Source organism: Luteibacter pinisoli, assembly GCF_006385595.1.
GTDB lineage: Bacteria > Pseudomonadota > Gammaproteobacteria > Xanthomonadales > Rhodanobacteraceae > Luteibacter > Luteibacter pinisoli.
This window is the reverse complement of the sequence record NZ_CP041046.1, coordinates 416486-440229: the sequence shown is the minus strand read 5'-3', so window position 1 is coordinate 440229 and position 23744 is coordinate 416486. Positions and strand designations below refer to the sequence as shown.

General features: G+C 67.9%; 17 protein-coding genes. 6 read left to right on the top strand and 11 right to left on the bottom strand.

Going from position 1 to position 23744, the window contains the following annotated elements:
* Positions 1-30: 30 nt before the first annotated feature.
* The gene (locus FIV34_RS02000; RefSeq protein WP_139979158.1) at positions 31-1767 is read right to left on the bottom strand and encodes a DEAD/DEAH box helicase; all 1737 of its coding nucleotides are present in this window, start codon (positions 1765-1767) and stop codon (positions 31-33) included.
* A 423-nt stretch (positions 1768-2190) separates the two neighbouring features.
* Here FIV34_RS02000 and trxA point away from each other — a divergent pair, with 423 nt between their 5' ends.
* The 3 genes from trxA (at position 2191) to FIV34_RS01985 (ending at position 6059) form a co-directional block, all read left to right on the top strand.
* Complete coding sequence (gene trxA / locus FIV34_RS01995; RefSeq protein ID WP_139979157.1) at positions 2191-2517, top strand: thioredoxin TrxA; 327 nt, start codon at positions 2191-2193, stop codon at positions 2515-2517.
* 155 nt (positions 2518-2672) lie between these two features.
* The gene (gene rho, locus FIV34_RS01990; RefSeq protein ID WP_139979156.1) at positions 2673-4502 is read left to right on the top strand and encodes a transcription termination factor Rho; all 1830 of its coding nucleotides are present in this window, start codon (positions 2673-2675) and stop codon (positions 4500-4502) included.
* Positions 4503-4685: 183 nt separating this feature from the next.
* Entirely contained in the window at positions 4686-6059 is a 1374-nt protein-coding gene (locus FIV34_RS01985; protein WP_139979155.1) for a glutamate--cysteine ligase, read from the top strand.
* A 64-nt stretch (positions 6060-6123) separates the two neighbouring features.
* Here the strand turns inward: FIV34_RS01985 and FIV34_RS01980 are convergent, their stop codons facing one another.
* Positions 6124-7545, bottom strand: a complete 1422-nt coding sequence (locus FIV34_RS01980; RefSeq protein ID WP_139979154.1) for an OmpP1/FadL family transporter — start codon at positions 7543-7545, stop codon at positions 6124-6126.
* Positions 7546-7774: 229 nt separating this feature from the next.
* Here FIV34_RS01980 and FIV34_RS01975 point away from each other — a divergent pair, with 229 nt between their 5' ends.
* The gene (locus tag FIV34_RS01975; protein WP_139979153.1) at positions 7775-8077 is read left to right on the top strand and encodes a YcgL domain-containing protein; all 303 of its coding nucleotides are present in this window, start codon (positions 7775-7777) and stop codon (positions 8075-8077) included.
* A gap of 89 nt (positions 8078-8166) precedes the next feature.
* Positions 8167-11604 carry an ankyrin repeat domain-containing protein gene (locus FIV34_RS01970; RefSeq protein WP_139979152.1) on the top strand — a complete coding sequence of 1146 codons (3438 nt, stop codon included), beginning with the start codon at positions 8167-8169 and terminating at the stop codon, positions 11602-11604.
* Positions 11605-11625: 21 nt separating this feature from the next.
* Here FIV34_RS01970 and FIV34_RS01965 read toward each other — a convergent pair whose 3' ends face one another.
* The 8 genes from FIV34_RS01965 to FIV34_RS01930 form a co-directional block, all read right to left on the bottom strand.
* Positions 11626-13434 (bottom strand): monovalent cation:proton antiporter-2 (CPA2) family protein, encoded by a 1809-nt coding sequence (locus tag FIV34_RS01965; RefSeq protein WP_139979151.1) that lies wholly within the window; start codon positions 13432-13434, stop codon positions 11626-11628.
* 87 nt (positions 13435-13521) lie between these two features.
* On the bottom strand, positions 13522-14511 hold the full coding sequence (gene hemB / locus FIV34_RS01960) for a porphobilinogen synthase (RefSeq protein WP_139979150.1): 990 nt from the start codon (positions 14509-14511) through the stop codon (positions 13522-13524).
* A gap of 80 nt (positions 14512-14591) precedes the next feature.
* The gene (locus FIV34_RS01955) at positions 14592-15362 is read right to left on the bottom strand and encodes a heme ABC transporter ATP-binding protein (RefSeq protein ID WP_139979148.1); all 771 of its coding nucleotides are present in this window, start codon (positions 15360-15362) and stop codon (positions 14592-14594) included.
* Positions 15359-16396 carry a FecCD family ABC transporter permease gene (locus FIV34_RS01950; RefSeq protein WP_246058726.1) on the bottom strand — a complete coding sequence of 346 codons (1038 nt, stop codon included), beginning with the start codon at positions 16394-16396 and terminating at the stop codon, positions 15359-15361. Before FIV34_RS01950 ends, FIV34_RS01955 begins: the two co-directional genes overlap by 4 nt.
* A complete protein-coding gene (locus tag FIV34_RS01945) occupies positions 16393-17229 on the bottom strand; it encodes a heme/hemin ABC transporter substrate-binding protein (RefSeq protein ID WP_139979146.1) in 837 nt (278 codons plus the stop codon). Before FIV34_RS01945 ends, FIV34_RS01950 begins: the two co-directional genes overlap by 4 nt.
* Positions 17226-18299 carry a hemin-degrading factor gene (locus tag FIV34_RS01940; protein WP_139979144.1) on the bottom strand — a complete coding sequence of 358 codons (1074 nt, stop codon included), beginning with the start codon at positions 18297-18299 and terminating at the stop codon, positions 17226-17228. The genes FIV34_RS01945 and FIV34_RS01940 overlap by 4 nt, the downstream gene beginning before the upstream one ends.
* 12 nt (positions 18300-18311) lie before the next feature.
* Entirely contained in the window at positions 18312-20627 is a 2316-nt protein-coding gene (locus FIV34_RS01935) for a TonB-dependent hemoglobin/transferrin/lactoferrin family receptor (RefSeq protein ID WP_170207491.1), read from the bottom strand.
* 146 nt (positions 20628-20773) lie between these two features.
* On the bottom strand, positions 20774-21868 hold the full coding sequence (locus tag FIV34_RS01930; RefSeq protein ID WP_139985611.1) for an ABC transporter ATP-binding protein: 1095 nt from the start codon (positions 21866-21868) through the stop codon (positions 20774-20776).
* 228 nt (positions 21869-22096) lie between these two features.
* On the opposite strand from FIV34_RS01930, the gene glk reads away from it, so the two are divergent.
* Positions 22097-23134, top strand: a complete 1038-nt coding sequence (gene glk / locus FIV34_RS01925) for a glucokinase (protein WP_139979140.1) — start codon at positions 22097-22099, stop codon at positions 23132-23134.
* Between the two features lie 54 nt (positions 23135-23188).
* Here the strand turns inward: glk and FIV34_RS01920 are convergent, their stop codons facing one another.
* A complete protein-coding gene (locus tag FIV34_RS01920) occupies positions 23189-23695 on the bottom strand; it encodes a hypothetical protein (protein ID WP_139979138.1) in 507 nt (168 codons plus the stop codon).
* Positions 23696-23744: the final 49 nt, after the last annotated feature.

Sequence of the window (23744 nt, the reverse complement as noted above, 5' to 3'; positions counted from 1 at the left end):
TTTGCGGTGGTCGGTTTCGCGGTTCCTGGCTTATCGGCCGCCGAAGATGCGACCCAGGCGACGGAAGAAGCCTTCCTTCTTCACCGGGGCGGCGGCGGGGGCCGGCGTGGCGGCCGGTCGCGAGGCAGCCACATGGCGCGACGGACGGCGGTTCGGGTTGGCGGCGCCCTCGGCGCCGGCCGCGCGCGGCGCAGCCGATGCGCCCGCATCCTGGATCCGCACCGGCGTGCCCTCGGCCCCACCCTCGCGGCTACCGCGGCCACGACCACCACGGCGGCGGCGCTTCTTCGGCGCGGCACCGACGGCGGCCATCGCTTCGGCGGCCGGCAGGTCGGCCACGGTCTCGGCGACGACGACGGTGGTGACCGGCACCTCGGTCGAGGTCACGGCCGGCTTGTCCTGGCGCGGCGGACGACGCTCACGCGTGCCCGAACGCTCACCCTGGCGCGAACCCGAACCCGAACGGGAGCCCGAACGCGGACCACCCCGGCCACCCTTCTCCGGCGGCGCGCCACGGGTCGGCACGTGGCCACCGGTGTCGTTCGGGTCGTCGATTTCATCCTGCACGCCGTCGGCACGCGGACGCGGGGCCGGCATCACCAGCATCCGCGCGTCGATCGACGCCGCGGGGATCTTCTGGTTGATGTAGGTCTCGATGTCCGGCAGGCCCATCGCATAGAGGTCGCAGGCGAAGCTGATGGCGTCGCCCTCGGCGCCCAGGCGCGCGGTGCGGCCGATGCGGTGGACGTAGTCCTCGGCATCCTGCGGCAGGTCGTAGTTGAAGACGTGGCTGACGGCCGGGATGTGCAGGCCGCGGGCGGCCACGTCCGTGGCGACCAGCAGGTCGATCTGGCCGTCCTGGAAACGCTGCAGCAGCTTCTGGCGCTTCACCTGCGGCACGTCGCCGGAAATGGCGCCGACGCGGAAGTTATGGCGCTTCAGGCGATCCGTGATGCGCTCGGCGGCGGCCTTGGTGTTGACGAAGATGATGCTGCGCTCGGCCTTGCTCTCTTCAAGCAGGTTGAGCAGCAGGGGCATCTTCTCTTCCTTGGACGGGAAGTAGACCACCTGGCGGACGCGGTCGGCGGTGACGTTCTCGGTCTCCACGACGAGCTTTTCCGCTTCGTGCATGTGCTCGTAGGCCAGCTCGAGCACGCGATGGCTCAGGGTGGCGGAGAACAGCAGCACCTGGCGCTGCTCACGCGACGGCAGGCGGCGGAAGATGAAGCGCACGTCCTTGATGAAGCCAAGGTCGAACATGCGGTCGGCCTCGTCGATCACCATCACTTCGACGCTGCCGAAACCGAAGACGTCCTGCTTGTAGTAGTCCAGCAGGCGGCCCGGCGTGGCGATGATGATGTCGCAGCCGTCGCGGAGCTGCTGGCGCTGCTTGTCGTAGTCCACGCCGCCGTAGATCAGGGCGCTGCGCAGGCCGGTGGCCTTGCCGATGGTCTGGAAGTCCTTTTCGATCTGGATGGCCAGCTCGCGGGTGGGCGCGATGATCAGGGCGCGCGGGTCGGAATCCTTGCGGCCGGGCTGGGCCGGGTTCTTCAGCAGGCGGTCCATCAGGGCCACGAGGAAGGCGAAGGTCTTGCCGGTGCCGGTCTGCGCCTGGCCCGCCACGTCGCGGCCGGTGAGCGCGACCGGGAGGGTCAGCGCCTGGATGGGCGTGCAGCGGGTGATGCCGGCGGTGGCGAGGCCCTGGTGGAGCAGCGGATGAAGGTCGAGGTTTTCGTAGAAGACGTCGGTAAGTACGGTCTGGGACATGGATGGGCCTGGAATCTTGCGTCGCAGGTACGCGACGCCGTCCCTGCGGCAAGGAATGCACCACGGGACGGGTGGTTGGTCCGGCAGGCGGCACGGGAGGGTCGCGGCTGCCGGTTTGCTAGCCCGGCGGCCTGTCGACGCGCCCGGCGCACGATTGGCCGGAGGCGGGAGGTGGCCGGTACGACGGTTCCCGCTGGCATAGCTGAACCGGCTCGATGAACCGGTTTACCTATGTCAACGGAAACCACCCGCCGGCACCTTGAATAGCTTGAATCGCGCCCCTAGTTGGGTTGGAATGAGGGCCATCGGCTGATATAGCCACGACCTTCGGTTCCGGTTGGACCCGCGACATGGGGCTCCTAAGTGTAGCCGATGCCAGCGTCGCGGTCGTCAACCCCCTTAACACCCCGATTGGAGACCACGGTGAGCGACAAGATCACCCATACGAGCGATGCCGCCTTCTCGAAGGACGTCCTCGAATCCGACACCCCCGTCCTGCTCGATTTCTGGGCGGAATGGTGCGGCCCCTGCAAGGCGATCGCGCCCGCCCTCGAGCAGCTTGCCGATGAGTACCAGGGCAAGGTGAAGATCGTGAAGATCAACATCGACGAGAACCAGCAGACCCCGCGCCAGTTTGGCATCCGCGGCATCCCCACCCTCATGGTGTTCAAGGATGGCAAGGTTGCCGGCACCCAGGTCGGTGCCGTGAACAAGGGCGTGCTCGCCCAGTTCATCGATAAGTCCATCTGATATTTGCTCCACCCCTCCGAGCCACCGCGTGAGGCGCTTTACCTTGCGCCTCACGCGATGCTAGGCTCTAGGCGTTCGCCCCGGGACACCCCGCTGTCCCCCCAGCCGCGAACCCTCCCACCTCTTCTTCCAACGGCGCCCCGTGAGGTTTGCCCGTGTCCGATATCGAAACGAAAGATTCCAACGACGCCAAAGGCGCCGGCGACCAGCCTGCGACCGAGCCGCGTCCCCGCACGCGCCGCAAGGCGCCAGCCGCCGCCGCACCCGCGGTAGAGACGAGCGCCCCGCCGCCGGCTCCCGCGCCTGCCCCGGCGCCCTCCCCGCCCACGCCTCCACCCCTGCCGCCCGCACCGGCGCCGCAGGCGGAGCTCCAGCTCAGCAACAACCACCCGTCCAGCGAAGCGCGCCAGCCGCAGGAGCCCCGTGAGGGCGGCCAGCAGCAGGGCCAGGGCGGTCAAGGCAACCAGGGCCAGGGCAACCAGGGCCAGAACAACACCCAGGGCGGCGGCAACGCCGGCGAGCGCCGTGAGCGTGAAGGCCGCGGCCGTCGCCGCCGCAACGACCGCAACGACCGGCCCGAGCGCAACGACCGCCCGCAGCAGCAACAGCGCCAGGGTGGCGGTGGTGGCAACGGTGGTGGCAACTACCAGCACCAGCGCAATAACAACAATGGCTATCCGGTCGACGACGACGAGAACGCCGACGCCGGCAGCAACGATCGCCTGATCAACCTCACCGAACTCAAGCGCAAGAACTCCATCCAGCTCCTGGAGTTCGCCGAGTCGCTGGGTATCCGCGAGGGCGTCGCCCGCCAGCGCAAGCAGGATGTGGTGTTCAACATCCTCAAGGCCCACGCCCGCTCGGGCGGCGGCATCTGGGCCGAAGGCGTGCTCGAGATCCTGCAGGACGGTTTCGGCTTCCTGCGCTCGGCCGACGAGTCCTACCTGGCCGGCCCGGACGACATCTACGTCTCACCCAGCCAGATCCGCCGCTTCAACCTGCGCACCGGCGATTACATCACCGGACGCGTGCGCCACCCGAAGGAAGGCGAGCGTTACTTCGCCATGCTCAAGGTGGACGACATCAACGGCGACCCGCCGGAAGCGTCGAAGAACAAGCTGCTGTTCGAAAACCTCACCCCGCTGTTCCCGCGCAAGGCGTTCAAGCTCGAGCGCGGCAACGGGTCCACCGAGGACATCACCGGCCGCATCCTCGACCTGGTGGCGCCGATCGGCCGCGGCCAGCGTGGCCTCATCGTTTCCCAGCCGAAATCCGGTAAGACGATGATGCTGCAGAACATCGCGCAGGCCATCCAGTACAACCATCCCGACGTCCACCTGATCATGCTGCTGATCGATGAGCGCCCGGAAGAAGTCACGGAAATCGCCCGCACGGTGCGCGCCGAGGTCATCAGCTCCACCTTCGATGAGCCGGCCGTCCGCCACGTGCAGGTCGCCGAGATGGTCATCGAGCGCGCCAAGCGCCTGGTCGAGCACAAGCGCGACGTCGTGATCCTGCTGGATTCGATCACCCGCCTGGCCCGTGCCTACAACACCGTGGTGCCCAGCTCCGGCAAGGTGCTCACCGGTGGCGTGGACGCCAACGCCCTGCAGCGCCCCAAGCGCTTCTTCGGCGCGGCCCGTAACGTCGAGGAAGGCGGCAGCCTGACGATCATCGCCACGGCGCTGACCGACACCGGCTCCAAGATGGACGAGGTGATCTACGAGGAGTTCAAGGGCACCGGCAACATGGAAGTGCACCTGTCCCGCCGCATCTCGGAAAAGCGCGTTTACCCGGCCATCGACATCAACCGCTCCGGCACCCGCCGCGAAGACCTGCTGATCGAGCCGGACATGCTTGCCAAGATCTGGATCCTGCGCAAGCTGCTCCACCCGATGGACGAACTGGCCGCCATGGAGTTCATGCTCGACAAGATGAAGAACACCAAGTCGAACGACGAGTTCTTCAACTCGATGAAGCGCTGAAGTCCAGTAATGGCACGTTGAGAAGGCCGCCCCTCGGGGCGGCCTTTTTTCTTGCGCCGAAACGCACGCGGGCGTCACCGGCTTTTGTTACGCTCGCCGGCGGGCATGGCACCTTTTCCCGGGCGGCATGCGCCCCCATGTGGGGCGGCTACGGCCCCTGCCGTCCACTGCCAAGGAAGTTTTGTGTCCATTCCCAGCGCCGCCAAGAGCACGCCCATCGGTGACCGGCACGACCTGGTCGCCAACCTCGCCGAGGGCGAAAAGCCGCGCGAAGCCTGGCGCATCGGTACCGAGCACGAAAAGTTCGGCTTCTATACCGACGACCTTACCCCGCCCCCCTTCGAAGGCCCGCGCCCGGGCATCCGCGCCATCCTCGAGGGGCTGGCCGAGCGCTATGACTGGGACATCGCCCGGGAGGGCGAGACGCCGGTCGCGCTGACCAAGGGCAAGGCCAACATCACCCTGGAACCCGCGGGCCAGCTGGAGCTCTCCGGCGCGCCGCTGGTGTCCATCCACGAGACCTGCGACGAAGTCAGCACCCACCTGAAGGAAGTGCGCTCGGTGGCCGACGAGTTCGGCATCGGCTTCCTCGGCATGGGTTTCCAGCCGAAGTGGCGCCGCGACCAGATGCCGTGGATGCCCAAGGGCCGCTACAAGATCATGCGCGAGTACATGCCCAAGGTCGGTTCGCTCGGCCTGGACATGATGACCCGCACCTGCACCGTGCAGGTGAACCTGGACTACGCCACCGAAGCGGACATGGTGAAAAAGTTCCGCGTGGCGCTGGCCCTGCAGCCGATCGCCACCGCACTCTTCGCCAATTCGCCGTTTACCGAAGGCAAGCCGAACGGCTTCAAGTCGTTCCGCTCGCACGTGTGGACGGATACCGACGCGGACCGCACCGGCATGCTCGACTTCGTGTTCGAGGAAGGCTTCGGCTACGAGCGTTACGTCGATTACATCCTCGACGTGCCGATGTACTTCAGCTATCGCGATGGCAAGTACGTCGACCTGTCGGGCCAGGATTTCCGCAAGTTCATGCGTGGCGAACTGCCGGCACTGCCGGGCGTGAAGGCCAACATGAAGGACTGGGCGGATCACCTCACCACGGCTTTCCCCGAGGTGCGCCTGAAGCAGTACCTGGAAATGCGCGGCGCCGATGCCAGCCCGTGGAACCAGCTGTGCGCGCTGCCTGCCTTCTGGGTAGGCCTGCTGTACGACGACGTCGCACTCGACGCGGCGTGGGACCTGGTGAAGGATTTCAGCAAGGCCGAACGCCACGCCCTGCGCGATGGCGTACCGAAGGAAGCGCTGCACCTGAAGTTCCGCAACCACACGATGCGTGAGCTGTCGCTCGAGGCACTGAAGATTGCCGACCACGGTTTGAAGCGTCGCAACGTCGGCCGCCGTTCGGACGGCGCCAACGAATCGATCTACATCGAACCGCTGCTGGAGATCGCGCTGTCGGGCAAGACGCAGGCAGACACCAAGCTCGAGCAGTTCCACGGCAAATGGAACGGCAGCGTGGATCCGGTGTTCAGCGAATACGCCTATTGATCGCATAAAAAAACCTCCCCGTCGCCGGGGAGGTTTTTTTTCAGCACCTGTTCGCGTTAAGCGATCAGAACTGGTACTTGGCCGACAGGCTGAGCAGGTTGCCCTTGTCGTCGTTCTCGCCGACCAGGGTATCGCCCGTTGCGCTGGCGACGCCGTTCATGTGCGCCTTGTTGACGAAGATGTGCGCGTAGCCGGCGTTGATCTCGAACTTCTCCGACACCTTGTAGCCCATACCGAAGGCGAGCCACTTGCGGGTCGAATCCGGCACGCGCGGGGAGCGGGTGTCAGCGTAGGTCGGGGTGGTGTCGATCGCCACACCGCCTCGCAGGGTCAGCTTGTCGCTGAGGTAGTACTCACCACCGACCGAGGCGAACCAGGTATTGCGCCAGTTGTAGGCTTCCGAGGTCGGCGGCTGGTTCGGGTTGGCGTAGGTCACCGTCAGGTTCTTGAACGAATCCCACTTGGTCCACGACAGGTCCATACCCAGGCCGAACTTCTCGTCCTGGTGCCAGAAGCTGGCGGTGGCCACGGCCGGGGTTTCGAAACCGGCGTTGCCGTCGGTGTGGGTAAACGGTGCCTGGCCCTGGAACAGGCTGGCGATCGCCGGGTTGGACAGCAGCGCCGCGGCGTTGGCCGGGACGGTGAAGTTACCGGTGCCTTCCAGGTGATGCTTGATGGCGCTGCGGTAGTTCAGCGCGAAGCGATCCTGCGCGGTGAGCTTCCAGATACCGCCGAGCTGCCAGCCGTAGGCCCAGTCGTCACCCTTGATCTTGGCGACGCCGTCGGTGCCGGCCGGCACGACGGTGTTGATCAGGCGGGCGTAGGTCGGGGCGGCGACGGCGGGAATGGCGCCGGCGGCGACACCCTGCTGCAGCACGCCGAGCGCGGCGCTGTTGTAGTTGATGGCGCTGGTCAGCTCAGCCGTCGTCTTCTGCGCAATGAAGCTGGCGCCGATGGCGAAGTCGTCGGTGACGTCAAACGAGGCCGACAGCGTGGCGTCGTACGACTTGAAGTCGGACTTGATGGCGTTGTAACGGCCCTTCCAGTCGCTGTCGTAGTCGGTCTTGAAGCCGAACGGGGCGGTCAGGCCGAGGCCGATGTGGACGCGGTCGCCCACCTTGGACGCGAAGTACAGCGCCGGGACCGGGATGGTGGTGCCGGCGTCGCCGCCGTTGCCGCCGGAGATCGGGCGGCCCTGCGCGTCCGTGGACGTGCCGTGGAACTTGGTGCTGAAGTTGATGCCGGTGACGTCGGCCTGGAAGGTGTTGCCTTCCAGCAGCGACATGGCGGCCGGGTTGTTCACGATGACGGAGGCATCGTCACCGGCGGCGGCCGAACCGGCGAAAGCGCGGCCCAGGGCCTTGGCGCTGTTTTCCTTCAGCTGGAAGGCGCTGGCGTGAGCGGCCTGCGGAGCCACGAGCGCGCCGGCGATCGCCAGCGAAAGGGCGGCGACGGCCAGCGGGCGGGTGTGAAGTTTGATCTGCATGCGGAGCGGCTCCTGCTTATTGTTCTGACGGGATCGAACGGGGCGGAAAACGGAAAAGTTAGCCGTTTTCATACGCGCGTTTAACAATCTGGGGTGGAACTCTGGACGACTTGACCAAGTTTTTGCAAGTGTCGATGCAACAAACCTGAAACACCCCACACTTTCCGGCCCATCCCCCCGCCCCGGATCCGGTAGACTGGACGACCGAGCCGCCGCGAGACCTGCCGTCATGCACTGCTACGTCTACGCCAGCCTGCGCAAGCCCGACACCTATGTGTGGCTTTCCCGCCGCGAGGGCTTCGATGCCCTGCCCGAACCCCTCGTCCTCCTGCTCGGCGAACTGCGCTTCGTGCTTGAAGTCCAGCTCACCGCCCAGCGCCAGCTCCCGCACGAGGACACTGAGATCGTGCTCAGCCACCTGGCGGACCAGGGCTGGCACCTCCAGGCGCCGCCCAACGAGACCCTCAGCGTCTGCAACCAGCCCAACCTCAATCGCGAGATTGACCCGGATGCCTCGCTCGTCCGTGCCTGAGTTGCCGGAAGTGCACATACGCGAAACGTGGAAGCCGGGTTAACGTCGCGTTACCGCGCAGCCTTTGCGCGGTCCGTATACTCGCGCGCATGGCCAATCCCAAACGTCGTCGACCGCCGCTGATCAAGGCGCTGCCCTGGTTCCTCCCCGCCCTTGCTGCTGTCGCGTGCGCCGGCCTCACTGCCTCACCGCTGGCCCTGATTCCCCTGCTGCTCGCCAACGCGCTGGCCATGGCGGCGGTGTGCCACGCCATTGGGTTTGATCCCGAGCCGAATTACCTGCGCACGGCGCTGCGCCGCGGCTCGGCGTACGTGGTCATGTTCACCATGTACACCTTCCTGGTGTTCGTCCTGGTGGCGTGGCCGCTGCTGAAGCTGACGCAGGCACCGAGCCTGGGTGCGGCACTCCTCCTCGCCGCGACGCTGGTGGTGGCGCTGGGCGCCCTCTGGCGCATGTGGCCGGCGTTCGGGCTGGTGTACCTGTGGGACGACGCCTATCCCGAGACCACGGGCGATGGCTCGTGGATCTTCACGGCCATGGCCCGCTCCTTCAGCTTCGGCCGCCACCTGTCGGCCGAAGAGCGCTTCTTCACCCATTTCGTCCCCGCCGCGCTGGGCCTGCTCGTGCTGGCCTTCTGCGCCGTGGCACTGTCGGGCCTGTACGGCGTGTTCCCGTCGGAAATGCGCATCGCCGCCCTGGCGATCTACGCCGTCGTGCTGTTGCCGGCCTGCTCGCTGCTGATCGCCAACCGCACCCTGCGTGCATTGCTCTGCGACCGCCGCGGCCATATCCGTACCGCGCGCGCCGAAACCCGCCAGGAGCCGGTGATCAACGACGCGCACATCGTGCCGACGCCGGTGCCGATCCCGGAACTGTCGAGCGAAGAGCGCCAGCCGGAAATCCGCGATGGCGCCCTGCTCGCCGCGATTCGCGCCGGTGACGTCGCTCGCGCCGTCGCGCTGGTCGAGGCTGGTGCCAACCCGAATACCGATGCCGAGCCGGGCGATCGCGATCAGCGCCCGGTGCTCACCCTGGCCGCGTTGTCGGCGGATACGCGCCTGCTGCGCGCGCTGATCGCCCGCGGCGCCGAAGTGAACCGCACGCACCACGGTGTCACCGCCCTCATCGCCGCCTGCCGCGATAGCTGGCACGGCCGCCCGGATGCCGTGCTCACCCTGCTGGCCAATGGCGCGAACGCGTCGGCCACGGATGCCGAGGGCAACACCGCGCTGCACGGCGCGGTGCTCAGCGCCGAGCCCACCGTGGCCGCCATGCTGCTCGATGCCGGTGCCACCGTCGATGCGGTAAACGCCGCCGGTGAGACATCACTGACCATCGCCTGCCGGGCAGCGAACTGGGCGCTGGCCCGCTTCCTCCTCGAGCACGGCGCGAAACCCGCGCCTGTCGGTGCCGAGCCGGCACTGGTCGCGGCGGCGGGCATCGCCGATGACGACGCGGAAGGCATCAAGGTGCTGCTGCGGCACAAGGCACCGGTGAACGCGGTCAGCGCCCACGGCCGTACCGCCCTGGTGACGGCCGCGGCCGAAGGCCACGAACAGATCGCACGGGCCCTGCTCCAGGCCCACGCCAACCCCAACCTCGCGGACCGGCATGGCACCACGGCGCTGATGGAGGCCTCGCGCGCGGGCGCCAGCGGCATCGTGCAGATGCTGGCCGAGGCGCAGGCCGACCCGACGCCGCGCGACAGCCACGGCCGCAACGCCCTGACCCTGGCCTGCCAGTCGCCGCGCGCCCAGGCCGCCACCGTGCGCGCCCTGCTCGCCATGGGCGCACAGCCGAAGGAAGCGGCGGCGGACGGCCGTAGCGCACTCGACCACGCCGCCAGCGGCGGCCGCTGGGATTTCGTCGCCCTGCTTGATCCGGGCACGCCGTTGCCGACCTCGCTCAGTGAGTCGGTGCTTCCCGAGGCCGGTGCCGATTCGCCGCTTCACCTGCACGACGCGCTGCGCTTCGGCCACTGGGCGGTGGCCTCCACGTTCTCGGCGAAGGTGCGCGAATGGCCCGCCGCCGAGCTGGCGGCGCTGTACATCGACCTCGCCAGCCCGGGGTTTGATGCCGCGCGCGCGTGGCTGTTCGACCATGGCCTGTCCGCCGAAGCGCGGCTCGCGCCGCCGGCCGACGAACCGGAAGGCACGCTGGGTCGTCGCCTCTTCGACGCCCTGCTTCCGCAGCTCCCGCAGTCCGCCGAGGCGCTGCTCCAGCTGATGCGCGCCGGCGCCACACCGGCGGGCGCGGGCCTGCTTGGCCAGGCCATCTGCCGGCTGGACGGTGCCGACGAACACCTCGCGCTCGCCATGCTCGAGGCGGGTGCCGATCCCTTCGGCGCCGACGCGCGCGGCCGCACCCCGGTGCACATGGCCGCGGCGACGGGCCGTGCCCGCCTGCTTGGCGCGCTGCTCGCACGCGGCCTTGACCCGAACGTGCGCGACGCCGGCGGCCGCACGCCGCTGCACGCCGCGCTGGAACACGATGGCGACGCGCTGCCGCTCGTCCGCCTCCTGGTCACCCACGGCGCCGACCCGGAAGCCGCGGACGTCAACGGCGAGACCCCGTATGGCCTCGGCATCGGCCACGGCGAGGTGGAACGCTGGTTGAGCTGGCCGCTGTGGCCGCTACCGGGCCGCACGCTGGTGGCCGCCGACCTGCCGGCCGCCGCGGCCGCGGGTGATACGCAAGCCGTGGACCGCCTGCTTGAACTCGGCTTCGATGTCGATACGCGCGATGCCCAGGGCGCCACCGCGTTGCTGCGCGCCGCGGGCGCCGGCCAGGTCGACGTGGCCGCACACCTGCTCGATGCCGGCGCCGACCCGGCGGCGAGCGCCGCCTCGGGCGTGACGCCGCTCGCCGCCGCCGTGAACGCACGTCGCGATGCCGTCGTCGAACGCCTGCTCGCACGCGGCGTCGCCGTGGACCAGCGTCTTCCCGGCGAAACCACGGCACTGATGATCGCCGCCGCACTGGGTTATCCCGACATCGTCGAACGCCTGCTTGCCGCAGGCGCGGACACCGCCGCCGAGGATGCGCACGGCCACACCGCGTTGCACGCCGCGGCGCAGTACTGCTTCGGCAGCAGCGACAGCCTGCGTGCGCGTCGCCTGCTCGACCTCGTGATCGGCAAGGGTGCCGACGTGAACAAGGCCGACAAGGACGGCGCCACGCCGCTGCTGCTGTTGCTCGGTGCACACATGCGGCCGGGCACCGTCGCCGATGCGACGCATCTCGGTGCGCTGGTGCCGGTGTTGCTCGATGCCGGCGCGAAGATCGAACACGCGGACCACCGCGGGGTCAGCGCCCTGCATGCCTGCGCGATGCACGCACTGTTGGCGCCGGCACGCGTCCTCCTGCAGCGCGGCGCCAACCGCAACGCGGCCGACGCCTTCGGCCGTACGGCGGGCGACGTCGCACGGCACCTGGGCTACGTGGATATCGCACACGAGCTCGGTGTACGCGCCAACGCGATCCCCAGCGTGCGTCAAACCCTGCGCCAGCCCGCCCAGCCGGACTGAAGCCGCACACGCTCCGGCGGGTTACTTCTCGTCGGAGCGCTCGCGCTCTTCCTGCGCATCGGCTTCGAAAAGGTGCTGCAAGTCGTTCAGCGCATCCTTCGAACTCTGCACCAGCGCCGCGTCATCGTCATAGACCAGGTACTGCGAACGCAGCACCTGCTCGTCGAGCTTGCGGAAGCGGGCGATGCGCGCCTCGACCACCTCGGGTGCCATGTCCAGCGATTCCAGCACGTGCCGCGTCATCATCAGGCTCGAATAGAACGTCTCGCGCACCGGGTCCTCGACACCGATATCCATCAGCCGGAACACGTGCTGGCGGTTGCGCGCGCGGGCCACGATCTTCAGGTGCGGGAACTGGCGACGCACGAGACGCGCGGTACGCAGGTTCGCTTCCGGGTCGTCCGTGGCCAGCACGAACACCTCGGCCTTGTCCGCCTGCGCGGCACGCAGCATCTCGGGTCGGCCCGGATCGCCGAAAAACAGTGACGTGCCACCGAAGCGGCGCGAGGTCTCCACCTGCTCCACCGAGCTTTCCAGCGCGACGAACGGAATGCCCTGCGCGCGCAGCACGCGGGCGACGATCTGGCCCATGCGGCCGAAGCCCGCGATGATGACCCGCGGCGCGTCGGTTTCGATGTGGTCGAATTCACGATCCGGCTTGCGCGCGCGTTCGTGCACCAGCCGCGCGGCCAGCAGCACCAGCAGCGGCGTGAGCGCCATGGAAAGCGAAATCGCCATCACCATCAGGCCGCGCTGCGGCTCGGTGATGATGCGCTGCTGCTGCGCAAGGTTCAGCACGACGAAGGCGAATTCGCCGCCGCTGGCCAGCACGGCGGCCAGGCGCACGGAATCGGCGTTGGTCAGCCCGCCGACCAGTCGCCCCAACGGCACGATCAGCACCGCCTTCACCGCCAGCAGCGCGGCCACAAGGCCGATGACCACCAACGGCTGCGCGTAGAGCAGCTGCAGGTCCACGGACATGCCGACGCTGATGAAGAACAGGCCCAGCAGCAGGCCCTTGAACGGTTCGATATTCGATTCGAGCTCGTGGCGGTATTCCGAATCCGCCAGCAGCAGGCCGGCGAGGAAGGCGCCGAGCGTGCTGGAGATACCGGCCAGCTCCATCAGCCACGCGGTGCCCATGACCACGAGGAGCGCCGTTGCCGTCGACACCTCGGTGCTTTTCGCCCGCGCGACGAAGCGGAACACGTGGCGCAGCACCACCCGGCCGCCGATGATCACGCCGATGATGGCGCCGACGACGCGGACGATACCCATGATGTCCGGCGCATGCGTATCGCGCGCCAGCGCGCCGCCTAGCAGGGGGACGGCGGCGATCAGCGGGATGGCGGCCAGGTCCTGGAACAGCAGGATGGCGAATGCCTGGCGCCCGTAGGCGGTGCCCGCTTCCTTGCGCTCGGCCAGGATCTGCAGGCCAAAGGCCGTGGACGACAAGGCCAGGCTGCCGCCGACGATGACCGCCGCCCGCCAGGTGAGCCCAAAGAGGTAGTAACCGATGGCACCCAGCGCAAGGGCGCAGACGATGACCTGCAAGGTGCCGCTGCCGAACACGGCGCGGCGCATCACCCACAGGCGTGACGGCGACAGCTCCAGGCCGATGACGAACAGCATCAGCACCACGCCGAAATCGGAGATGGTGGCGACGCCCGCCGTATCGGCGACCAGCCCGAGCACCGAAGGCCCGATCACCACGCCCGCCAGCAGGAAGCCGAGCACGGCGCCGAGACGGAAGCGTTTGGTCAGCGGGACGGCAATCACCGTCGCCAGGAGGAAGACGACTGCCGTCTCGAGAAAGTGATGTCCGTCCATCCCATGGCTCCCGAGAATCGAGTCGGGATTATGTCATGGGCCTGTCGACTCAGTTTGGACAAAACACCTGCGTGGCCCGGATGCCGTTCAGCCCTTGAGCCAGCGTGCGACGTCGATCGCGAAATAGGTGAGGATCGCATCCGCCCCGGCACGCTTCATCGCCACCAGCGACTCCAGCACCACGGCCTTTTCATCGAGCCAGCCGTTCTGCGCGGCCGCCTTGATCATCGCGTACTCGCCGCTCACCTGGTAAACGAAGGTCGGCGCGCCGAAGGTTTCCTTCACCCGGCGGACGATGTCCAGGTACGGCAGGCCCGGCTTCACCATCACCGCATCGGCGCCTTCGGCCAGGTCGAGCTCCACTTCTCGCAGGGCCTCGTCGCTGTTGCCGACGTCCATCTGATAGGTGTGCTTGTTGCCCTTGCCCAGGTTGGCGGCGGAACCGACGGCATCGCGGAACGGGCCGTAGAAGCTCGATGCGTACTTCGCCGAATACGCGAGGATCCGCGTGTGGATATAGCCGGCGCTTTCCAGTGCGTCGCGGATCGCGCCGATGCGCCCGTCCATCATGTCCGACGGCGCGACGAAATCCATGCCGGCCTCGGCCTGGGCCAGCGACATCCGGATCAGCGCTTCAACGGTGGGCTCGTTCATCACGTAGCCGTCGTCATCGATCAGGCCGTCCTGCCCGTGCGTGGTGTACGGGTCCAGGGCGACATCACCGATGAGGCCCAGCTCCGGGAAGCGCTTCTTCAGCTCGCGCGTGGCGCGCTGGAACAGGCCCTGCGGGTTCCACGCCTCGCGGGCGTCTTCGGTTTTCACCGAGCCATCCACCGAGGGAAACAGCGCCAGCGCCGGGATGCCCAGGGCCACGCATTCCGCGCCCAGCTTCACCAGTTCGTCGATGGACAGGCGCTCGACGCCCGGCATGGACGGCACCGGCTGGCGCACGCCCTCGCCGTCGACGACGAAGGCGACCATGATCAGGTCGGCGGGGGTAAGGACGGTCTCGCGCATGAGTGCGCGGGAAAAAGCGTCGCGGCGCATGCGGCGCATACGGACGGCGGGAAAGGTCATGGGACGTGCCTGCTCGTGTGGCGATCCGCCCATTTTACGCCCCGCGCGGCGGCGGCGGGGCGGCAGGTCGTCGCAGGGGCTCAGGCGGCGTCGATGCCGAAGGAACGGCCCAGGGCGATACCGTAGATATCCGAGAGCAGCGCCGTATCCATGGCCTCGGCCGGCGGCCCATGGCGCAGCAGGCTCCCGGCCCCGAGCACCGCTACCTCATCCGCATAGCGTGCCGCCAGGTTCAGGTCATGCAGCACGGCGATGACGCCCAGGCCTTGGGCGGCGCAGGCCCTCGCGCGGCGGAGGATGAAATGCTGGTGGGCGATGTCCAGGCCTGCCTCCGGTTCGTCGAGCAGCAGCCACGCGCCGTCACGACCTCCGTCCCCTACCTGGGCGAGCACGCGTGCCAGCTGCACGCGTTGCTGCTCACCGCCGGACAACGCGGTATAGCGACGGTCACGCAGCTCCCAGGCATGCGCGGCACGCAGGGCGCCTTGCGTGATCGCCTCGTCGCGCGTGGCGTCGGCGGCATGCGGGCTGCGCCCAAGCAACACCACTTCGTGCGCCGTGAAACCAAAGCCGAGGTCCACGCGCTGCGAGAGCATCGCGCGACGCCGGGCCAGGGCGCGGGGATCCCATGCCGGCAGGACTTTGCCATCGAGCATCACGCGGCCGCTCGCCAGCGCCACGCGGCCGGCCAGCGCACCCAGCAGCGTGCTCTTCCCGGCGCCATTCGGGCCGACCAGCGCCAACAGGCGCCCCGGGGTGGCGGTGAGCGACACGTCGCGCAGGATCGTCCGTCCTTCGCGAACGACGGCCGCGCGTTCGGCGACCAGATGGCCATGCTTCGATACATTCACGGGACGAACTCCGAGCCGCGGCGGCGCAGGAGCAACCAGAGGAAGAACGGCCCGCCGACGAGGGCCGTCAGCACGCCGATCGGCAACTCGCCCGGGGCGACCACGGTGCGCGCCAGCGCGTCGGCGGCCACGAGCAGGATGGCACCGCCCAGGGCCGACGCCTGCAGCAGGAAGCGGTGGTCGGGGCCGTAGGTCATGCGCAGCAGGTGTGGCACGACCAGGCCGACGAAGCCGATGACGCCGGTAAAGGCCACCGACGCACCCACCGACAGCGCGACGAGGGCGACGAGCAGGGGCTGCAGGCGTTCGGGACGAAAGCCGAGCAACGCGGCCTCGCCTTCGCCGAGCAACAACGCGTTCAACGCTGCCGCCGCACGCGGCAGGCACAGCAGCGGCAGGACGATCCACGGCGCGACGATGGCCAGCCGCGACCAGCTCGCCCCGCCCAGGCTGCCCAGCGACCAGAACGTCAGGTCGCGGAGCTGGTTCTCGGTGGCGAGGTAGGTCAGCAAGCCCACGCCCGCCATGGCGATGGCATTGATCGCCACGCCCGCCAGCAGGAGGTTGGCCACGCCCGGGCGACGACGCCCGATAAGAAACACCAGCGTGGTGGCCACGAGGCCACCGACGAAGGCCGACGCCGCGATGATCCACGAGCCGGCCTGGCCACCGAGCACGATGGCAGCCACCGCGCCGACGGCCGCCCCGGCGGAGACGCCGATCAGGCCCGGGTCCGCGAGCGGATTGCGGAACAGCCCCTGCATCGTGCTGCCGCCGGTCGCCAGCGCGGCACCCACCGCCACCGCGAGCAACAGGCGCGGCAGGCGCAACGAGAGGATGACGTTGTCGTCGCCGCGCGCGGCGGCGCCACCGAGCCAGCGCAGGAGCGCACCGGCGACGTCGGCAGGCGCCACGGCGATGGCGCCGCGCATCAGGCTCCATGTCGCCGTGGCGACGAGCAGCAGCACCAGCATGCCGAGCACCGCCCGGTGGCCGCTGCGGCGCCGCGGCAACGACGCGGCCACGCTATTCACGGATGTGCCCAGCGCGCTTGCAGGGCGGCGGCGCTTTCCGCGGTGCGCGGGCCGAAGCCGAGCAGGGCCTGGCCTCCGACGAAGACGATGCGCTTCGCCTTGCCGGCCGGCGTATCCGCCACGCCCGGCATCGCCAGCACGCCGTCGATGCCACCCACCGCATCGCTGCGTTCCTTCATCAGCAGGATGACATCGGGTGCCATGGCCACGAGCGATTCGGGCGACACCGCCTTGTAGCCCGGCACATCCGAGGCGGCGTTGACGCCACCCGCCAGCACGATGGCGCGATCCGCCGCCGTGTCCTTACCCGCCGCCATCGGGCTGCCCTGCCCCGTCGACATGAGGAACACCGCGCGCGGGTGCGTCGGCATGGCCGCCACGGCCTTCGCTAGCGCCGCAAAACGCGCACTCACCTGCGCTGCCAGCACACCGGCCTCTTTGGCGTGACCGGTGAGCTCGCCGATCCGGCGGATCTTCGCTTCGATATCGGCCGCCGAGCGCGACACCGGCAGCGTCTCCACACGTACGCCCGCGCCGCGTATCTGCTCCATCGCCGTCACCGGCCCCGCATCATGCGTGGCAAGGATGAGGTCGGGGCGCAGGGCGAGTACGCCTTCAGCACTCAGTTGGCGCACATAGCCCACGTCCGGCAGCGCGTGCGCGGCCTCGGGCCACGTACTGGTGCTGTCGACGGCGACCAGTTGATCCTGTGCATGCAGGGCGTAGACGGTTTCGGTGACATCGCCGCCGAGCGACACGATGCGCGTGGCGGCGGTCGCCAGGCAGGGCGCGACCAGGAGCGTCGCGGTGACCAGGAAGCGCCACGCGTTCATGCCGCCACCTCCGCCGTCGCCAGCAAGGCGCGCCAGTCATCCCGCTCGGGAATACCCGGCTTGCGCTTGCTGAATACCTGGACGATCTGCGTGCCGTCGGCCGCATACAGCTCCAGCGAGGTGACGACGCCTTCGGGCACGGGCTTGGTCACCACCCAGCTACTGACGATGGCGTCGGTGCGCAGGTGCAGGTTGAAAGCCGGGTCCATGACGTTGAGCCAGGGGCCGGCCGTGACGATGTTGCTGACCGGACCGGTGTGGATCTGCACGACGCCAGGCGAGCCGACGAACACCATCAACGGCACGGCTTGCGCTGATGCACCGTCGAGCACGGTGCGCATCGCACCGTTATCGAGTTTCGTCGCAAATTCGCTGCCGACAACGCGCAGCGCCTGTGGGCGGGTGACCTTGTGTTTCCTCAACAGCGCGAAGAAATCATGCGGATCACGCAGGGCACGCCAGTGCTCGCGCAACGACTCAACGTCGATCGCCTCGTCAGCCAGCCGCTCGGGAAGCGGCGCTTCGACGCTGACGATGTCGATCAGCGGTGACTGCACGGCCGCCGTGTAGCGATGCAGCAACGCGCGCCACGCCGAACGATTCGTCTCCTCGGTGAGGTACACCTTGTGCACGGCCGTGCCGTCACCGTCGAAGAACTGCAGGCTCTCGAGCTCGCGACCACGTGAGGTTTCCTTGACGGCAAAACCATAGCGCCAATGCTTGAGGAACAGGCGCAGGTCGATGTCCCCGGCCAGCACGATACCCATGGCGCCACCGATGTCGACCTGGTCGTACTGTCCCGTCTTCTCGTGCACGCAGTAGGCATTACGCGTGAGTGCCATCACCTTGCCCAGCGCGGGCAGGTCACGGATCAGCGCGGGCAGCTCGCCTTCCAGGCGGGTCACGCCATCACCGACACGGCTGGCGACGAGCGCGCCTTCGCTGACGCCAAGGCGCAGCGCGGCATCCCGTGCACGCAGGCCGGGTTCGGTTTCGCGAAGGTGGCGATAGCCGTTGAGCAACGCCGGGATGTCGATGCGCGGCGTGCTGGCGGTCTGGATATCCTGCATGGCAAGGCCTCCTCAGAAGGTGTAACGGGCGGATACGACGAGGGCGCGACCCGGCATCGTCAGGCGCTCGATCTGCGCGTTGCGCGCCTGGGCGTCGTCGATGCCGCCGCCGGTGGCGACATTGGTGAGCACGCCGCCATGCAGCGAGCCCCAGTCCCAGTACTTGCGGTCGGCGATGTTGGTGACGCCGGCCATCAGCTCCAGCGGCTCCCACGGCTTCCAGTGCGCGTAGAGATCCAGCGTGGCGTAGCCCGGCGCGCGGAACGTGGTGTCGTCGTCGAGGCGCGACTTGCGCTTCACGCCCTTGCCGATCAGCTCCGCGCCCCAGGCCTTCGCGTCGTACGCGATACCCAGCGTGGCGGTGAGCGGATCGACGCTGTTGAGCGGCGACCAGCCGCCTTCGTAGGTTTTCTTGTCGCCCTTCGACGCGGCGAGGTTGCCCTCCACGCGCCAGCCCTGCAGCGTGTCCGTGAGCGCGCCGAGCATGAGGCCGCCGGAGGCCTCGACGCCCTTGATCGTCGCCTTCGGGAAATTCACCGACTGCATGACGATGAGCAGGTTCTGGTTCACCGCCCACTGCGGCCATTCGCTGCGCGGGAGGGTGAAGCCGCCATAGATGAAGTTGCGGTAACGGTTGTAGTACGCGCTGGCACTGAAGTAGCCCAGGTCGCCATTGCCGCGCACGCCTATCTCGATGCCCTTGCTCGTCTCCGGCTTGAGGTTGGGATTCGGCACGATGCCGTACAGGCGCGCGGTGCCCCAGGCCACGGCGAGTTCGTTGTACAGCGGCGGACGGAAGCCCTGGCTGTAATTGCCGAACAGCTCGACGTTATCGGTGACCGACCAGGTGACGCCCAGCTTCGGCGAGAAGCGGTTTTTTTTCACGTCATCGAGGCCTTCCTGCACGAACGAGCTCTGGTAGTACGGATCGTCCTGGTCCGGCTTGAACGCGTAGTGATCCCAGCGCACCCCGGGGGTAATGCGCAGGCGGCCGTCCATCAGGTCGATCTCGTCCTGCGCGAACACGGCATAACGGTCCGTGTCATTGCGCGGGAAGAAACGCAGCGGGTAGTTCTCCGGCATGTACGGCGAGCTGCTGGAGGTGATGCCCGTGGCGACGTTGGTACCCTGCCCGCCCAGCTGGCCGGTGGGCGTGGTGCGCGATGCTTCCACGCCGTAGGTAATGTGCTGCCGCACGCTGCCCGAGTCGATCGTCTTGCCCAGGGTCAGGTGGCCGCCGAACAGCTTCTCCTGCAGGTCGCTGAGGTACAGGCGATCGTAGGTGGCGGCGCGGCTCGGCACGTTGGCCAGCGTGCGAGTCTGCGACTCAGTCTCGGACTCCTGCCAGTACGCATCCCACTCGAGCGTATCGGCGATGCCTAGGTGGATGGTCGGGAAACGCTGGCCCACCGCCACGCGCTGGCGCGTGGCGCGATCATTCGCCGTGTCGGTCAGCAGTTTCGTGGTGCCTGACTGGCCGACGGCGCTGAGGACGTTGGTATCGACGTTGTTGCGGTAGAAATCCGCCGTGACGCGATCCTCGCGGCCGCTGGCCGCCACATGCACGTACTTCGCCAGCAGGCTGGTGGTGTTCTGGGTCAGCGGATCCGGGCGGGTGCGGGTGAAGTCCTGCGTCGCCACATCGCCCTTGTTGCCGAGGTCATGGCCTTCGATGTGGTTGGCGACGATGACCAGCCCGTTATCCGGGCGGCCGCCGGCCAGGGTCAGCGAGGTGCCGAGCGAACGGTCGGCGCTGTCGTAACGCTCGCGCACGGAGACGTAGGTGTCCTTGCCGTCACGCAGGTAGTCGGCCGGATCCTTCGTGGTGTAACGCACCGTGCCGCCGAGCGAATCCGACGGGTTCAGCGCGGACGCCGGGCCGCGCGAGATCTCCACCGACTTCAGCGTATCCGGATCGACGAAGCTGCGGCCGGCGCGCATGCCGGTGGTCGAGAAACCGAACGAGCTGGACGCCGGCACGCCATCGGTGAGGATGGACACGCGGTTCCCATCGAGGCCACGGATGTTGTAGCTGTCGAGACCCCAGCGCCCGGCCGTGCCGACGACGGACACGCCCGGCTCGTACTTCACGAGGTCGCGGATGTTGGCCACGAGATGGCGGTCCATCTTCTGGCGATCGATGACGGTGACCGTGGCCGGCACGTCGAAGCGCAGCGATGAGCCAATCGCGGTGACGGTGATGCGCGGCAGGTCGTCGGCCGTGGTGGCCGGCGCCGCGGCGGGTGCATCGGCAGCGTGCGCGGCGGTCGCGCAAAACAGTGCCGCGCCGACAGCAGCGGCGAGGAGGTTCTTCCTGGTTGTGAACACGTGGATCGTCCTTCGCTAGGACGCACCGCAACGGCGGTGCGCATCGGGAGCTTGCGAAGGAGGAACGTGCCTCCGGGCTGGCGGCCGGGGTTATCGGGGCGCCTAGCTTATTGCGAATGGATCGCATTCGCAATATAGGAAGATACTCAGACGTCGATACGGTTCGTCGACGCTGGATCGAAGAAATGCAGGCGCTCCTGGTGGAAGCCCAGGCCCACATCCGTACCCGGCTGGATCAGCGACTGCGGCGGTACGCGCGACACCAGTTCGTCGTTGCCATGGCGCATGTTGAGGAACACCTCGTTGCCCACTGGCTCGACGACTTCGACATGCGCGCGCAAACGCTCTTCAATGCCTGCGTGGTCGCCGACGGTGAGGAGGTCTTCGGGGCGCACGCCGACGATCAACGGCTTGTCGACATACGCGGCCAGTGCCGGGGCATCCACGCCGAGCGCGATGCTGCCGTCCTTCATTACCAGGCGCAGTCCATCCTCGCGACGCAGCGTGCCGTGGAACAGGTTCATCGCCGGGCTGCCGAGGAAGCCGGCCACGAAGAGGTTCACCGGCTTGTTGTAGAGATTCATCGGCGTGTCGAGTTGCTGGATGACGCCGCCGTTGAGCACCACGATGCGCTGGCCCAGCGTCATCGCCTCGATCTGGTCGTGGGTGACGTAGACCATCGTGGCGCCGACGCGGCGATGGATCCGGGCGATTTCCACGCGGGTGGACAGACGCAGCTTCGCATCCAGGTTGGACAGCGGCTCATCGAGCAGGAACACCGACGGGTCGCGCACCAGGGCGCGGCCCAGGGCGACACGCTGGCGCTGGCCGCCGGAAAGCGCCGCCGGGCGATGATCCAGGCGCTCGTCCAGGCCGAGCATGTCCGAGGCCGTGGCCACGCGGCGATCAATCTCCGCCTTGTCCACGCCACGCAGGCGCAGGCCAAAGCCGAGGTTCTCGCGCACCGTCATGTGGGGGTAAAGCGCGTAGTTCTGGAACACCATGGCGATGTCGCGGTCCTTCGGGGCCACGTCATTCACCACGCGGTCGCCGATGCTCAGGCTGCCGCCGGTGATCGATTCCAGGCCGGCGATCATCCGCAGCAGCGTGGTCTTGCCACAGCCGGACGGGCCGACGAGGACGAGCAGCTCGCCGTCGGCGATCTCGAAACTCGCTTCCTTCAGGGCCACGTGGCCGTTGGGGTAAACCTTGCGCACCTTGTCGAGGCGGACCGCTGCCATCATCACTCTCCGGAACCAGGCGCCTCGGGCCAGTCAGGCGAAGCCTGCCATTGATCCGGACGATGGAGTATTCTGCCAACGTAATCGTTTACGTCAAAGTGTCGCCTTCCACGGCCCCATCTAGGACTCCCCGGCCGTGTCAATGGAGTGAAGAGCAAACCGTCACTAGACGACAGCCCCCGCAAGAGGCACCCTTGCGGGCTTCCGTGACACGACAGGTTTCCCATCATGGCCAACGTTAGCGCTGCGGCGCCGACCCTGCTCGCCGACCTCGGCGGCACGAACGTCCGGTTTGGTATCGCCCACCCGGAACAGGACAACCCCCTGGTTCAGGAAAGCATCCGCCGCTACCACGTCAAGGATTACGCCTCGCTGGCCGACGCCGCGAAGCAGTATTTCAAGGAAACCGGCCATGAGGCGCAGCGCGCCATCATCGCCGCCGCCGGCCGCATCGATAACGGCGAAACGGTGAAGGTCACCAACAACCCCTGGGCCATTTCCGCGAAGAAACTCGCCGGCGACCTGGACCTGGAGTGGGTGCACCTCGTGAACGACTTTGCCGCGCAGTCGATGGCGGTAATGCTGATGAACGACACCAAGGACGCCGAAGGCCACCAGGACCTGGTGCCGGTCGGCTCGGTTGCCGTCCCGAAAATCGGCGCGAAGGAAGAGCAGACTTTTGTGGTCGTCGGCCCGGGTACTGGCCTTGGCGTGGGCGGCCTGCTGATCCGCGGTGACAAGGTCAGCGTATTGCAGACCGAAGGCGGCCACGCCGGCTTCGCCGCGCACAGCGCCGAAGACATCGAAATCCTGAAGGTGCTGAACCTGCGTTACGGCCGCGTCTCGAACGAGCGCCTGATCAGCGGCGGCGGCCTGGTGAATCTCTACGACGCCATCTGCGAAATCTCCGGCCAGAAGCCTGAAGAAGGCATCACCCCGGAGATCATCACCAAGCGCGCCACCGACGGCACCTGCGCCATGTGCCAGCGCGCCGTCGAGACCTTCGCCGGCATCTTCGGCAGCGTCGCCGGCGACCTGGTGCTGACCCTCGGCGCGTGGGACGGCGTGTACCTCACCGGCGGCATGACCCCGATCCTGCTGCCCTGGATCCAGAAGCATTTCCGCGAGCGTTTCGAGGCCAAGGGCCGCTTCCGCGACACCATGGAAGCCGTGCCCACCCAGGCGATCATGAACCCGGAACCGGGCCTGATCGGCGGTGCCGCCCTCGCCATCGTGGAAGCCGGCGGCACGCCGCTGCGTCGCTGAGCCCCTCCAGGCCGCGCACGGTGCCTTCAGGCACCCTGCGCGGCAGACGCCTCGTCAGGTGTCGGGCGACTCCGGGTGCGGAGTAAGCGAGAGGGTTTCCAGACAGCTCGGCGCCTCCTGCGGAAAGCTGAAAGCCAACTGGCCCCAGTCACCGAAGGCAGACCACACCGTTCGCTGCGGCCCATGCGGTGTGGGTGGCTGGGTGATCACAAGGCCGGGATAGTGCCGTTGCACCTCGGCACGACTGACACAGCGGCCGTCGACTCGCCCCTGCGCCACGATGACGTTGTCGTCGACATCCACCCGGATCTCCGAATCGACGATCGCCACCGTCGACGACAGCCGCAACGCCCCACCCGACCAGCTCGCCACTCCCAGGCCACCCGCCACGTCGCTCACTTTGCGCGCCCGAGCGGGCCGCACGGCGCGGAGTTCGGCACCACCACGCACGCCAGCCGCCGCCATTTCCGATAGCTGACGCCAGAGCGCGGGATCAGCGACTTCTGCAAGTGGAACAGCAGGCGCCTGAGTCGCCAGAGCAACCGCTAACCAACGTTTCATTCTGTCGCTCTTTTGCCAGCGCCCGACGCGCTCGCCGATTATTTCAATC

Excerpts from the sequence above, each read along its gene's own strand:
- FIV34_RS01930 (WP_139985611.1), bottom strand. The coding sequence starts at position 21,868 with ATGGCAGCGGTCCGCCTCGACAAGGTGCGCAAGGTTTACCCCAACGGC.
- FIV34_RS01940 (WP_139979144.1), bottom strand. The coding sequence starts at position 18,299 with ATGCAGGATATCCAGACCGCCAGCACGCCGCGCATCGACATCCCGGCG.
- FIV34_RS01970 (WP_139979152.1), top strand. The coding sequence starts at position 8,167 with ATGGCCAATCCCAAACGTCGTCGACCGCCGCTGATCAAGGCGCTGCCC.
- glk (WP_139979140.1), top strand. The coding sequence starts at position 22,097 with ATGGCCAACGTTAGCGCTGCGGCGCCGACCCTGCTCGCCGACCTCGGC.
- FIV34_RS01975 (WP_139979153.1), top strand. The coding sequence starts at position 7,775 with ATGCACTGCTACGTCTACGCCAGCCTGCGCAAGCCCGACACCTATGTG.
- hemB (WP_139979150.1), bottom strand. The coding sequence starts at position 14,511 with ATGACCTTTCCCGCCGTCCGTATGCGCCGCATGCGCCGCGACGCTTTT.
- FIV34_RS01920 (WP_139979138.1), bottom strand. The coding sequence starts at position 23,695 with ATGAAACGTTGGTTAGCGGTTGCTCTGGCGACTCAGGCGCCTGCTGTT.
- FIV34_RS01945 (WP_139979146.1), bottom strand. The coding sequence starts at position 17,229 with ATGAACGCGTGGCGCTTCCTGGTCACCGCGACGCTCCTGGTCGCGCCC.
- FIV34_RS02000 (WP_139979158.1), bottom strand. The coding sequence starts at position 1,767 with ATGTCCCAGACCGTACTTACCGACGTCTTCTACGAAAACCTCGACCTT.
- FIV34_RS01980 (WP_139979154.1), bottom strand. The coding sequence starts at position 7,545 with ATGCAGATCAAACTTCACACCCGCCCGCTGGCCGTCGCCGCCCTTTCG.
- FIV34_RS01965 (WP_139979151.1), bottom strand. The coding sequence starts at position 13,434 with ATGGACGGACATCACTTTCTCGAGACGGCAGTCGTCTTCCTCCTGGCG.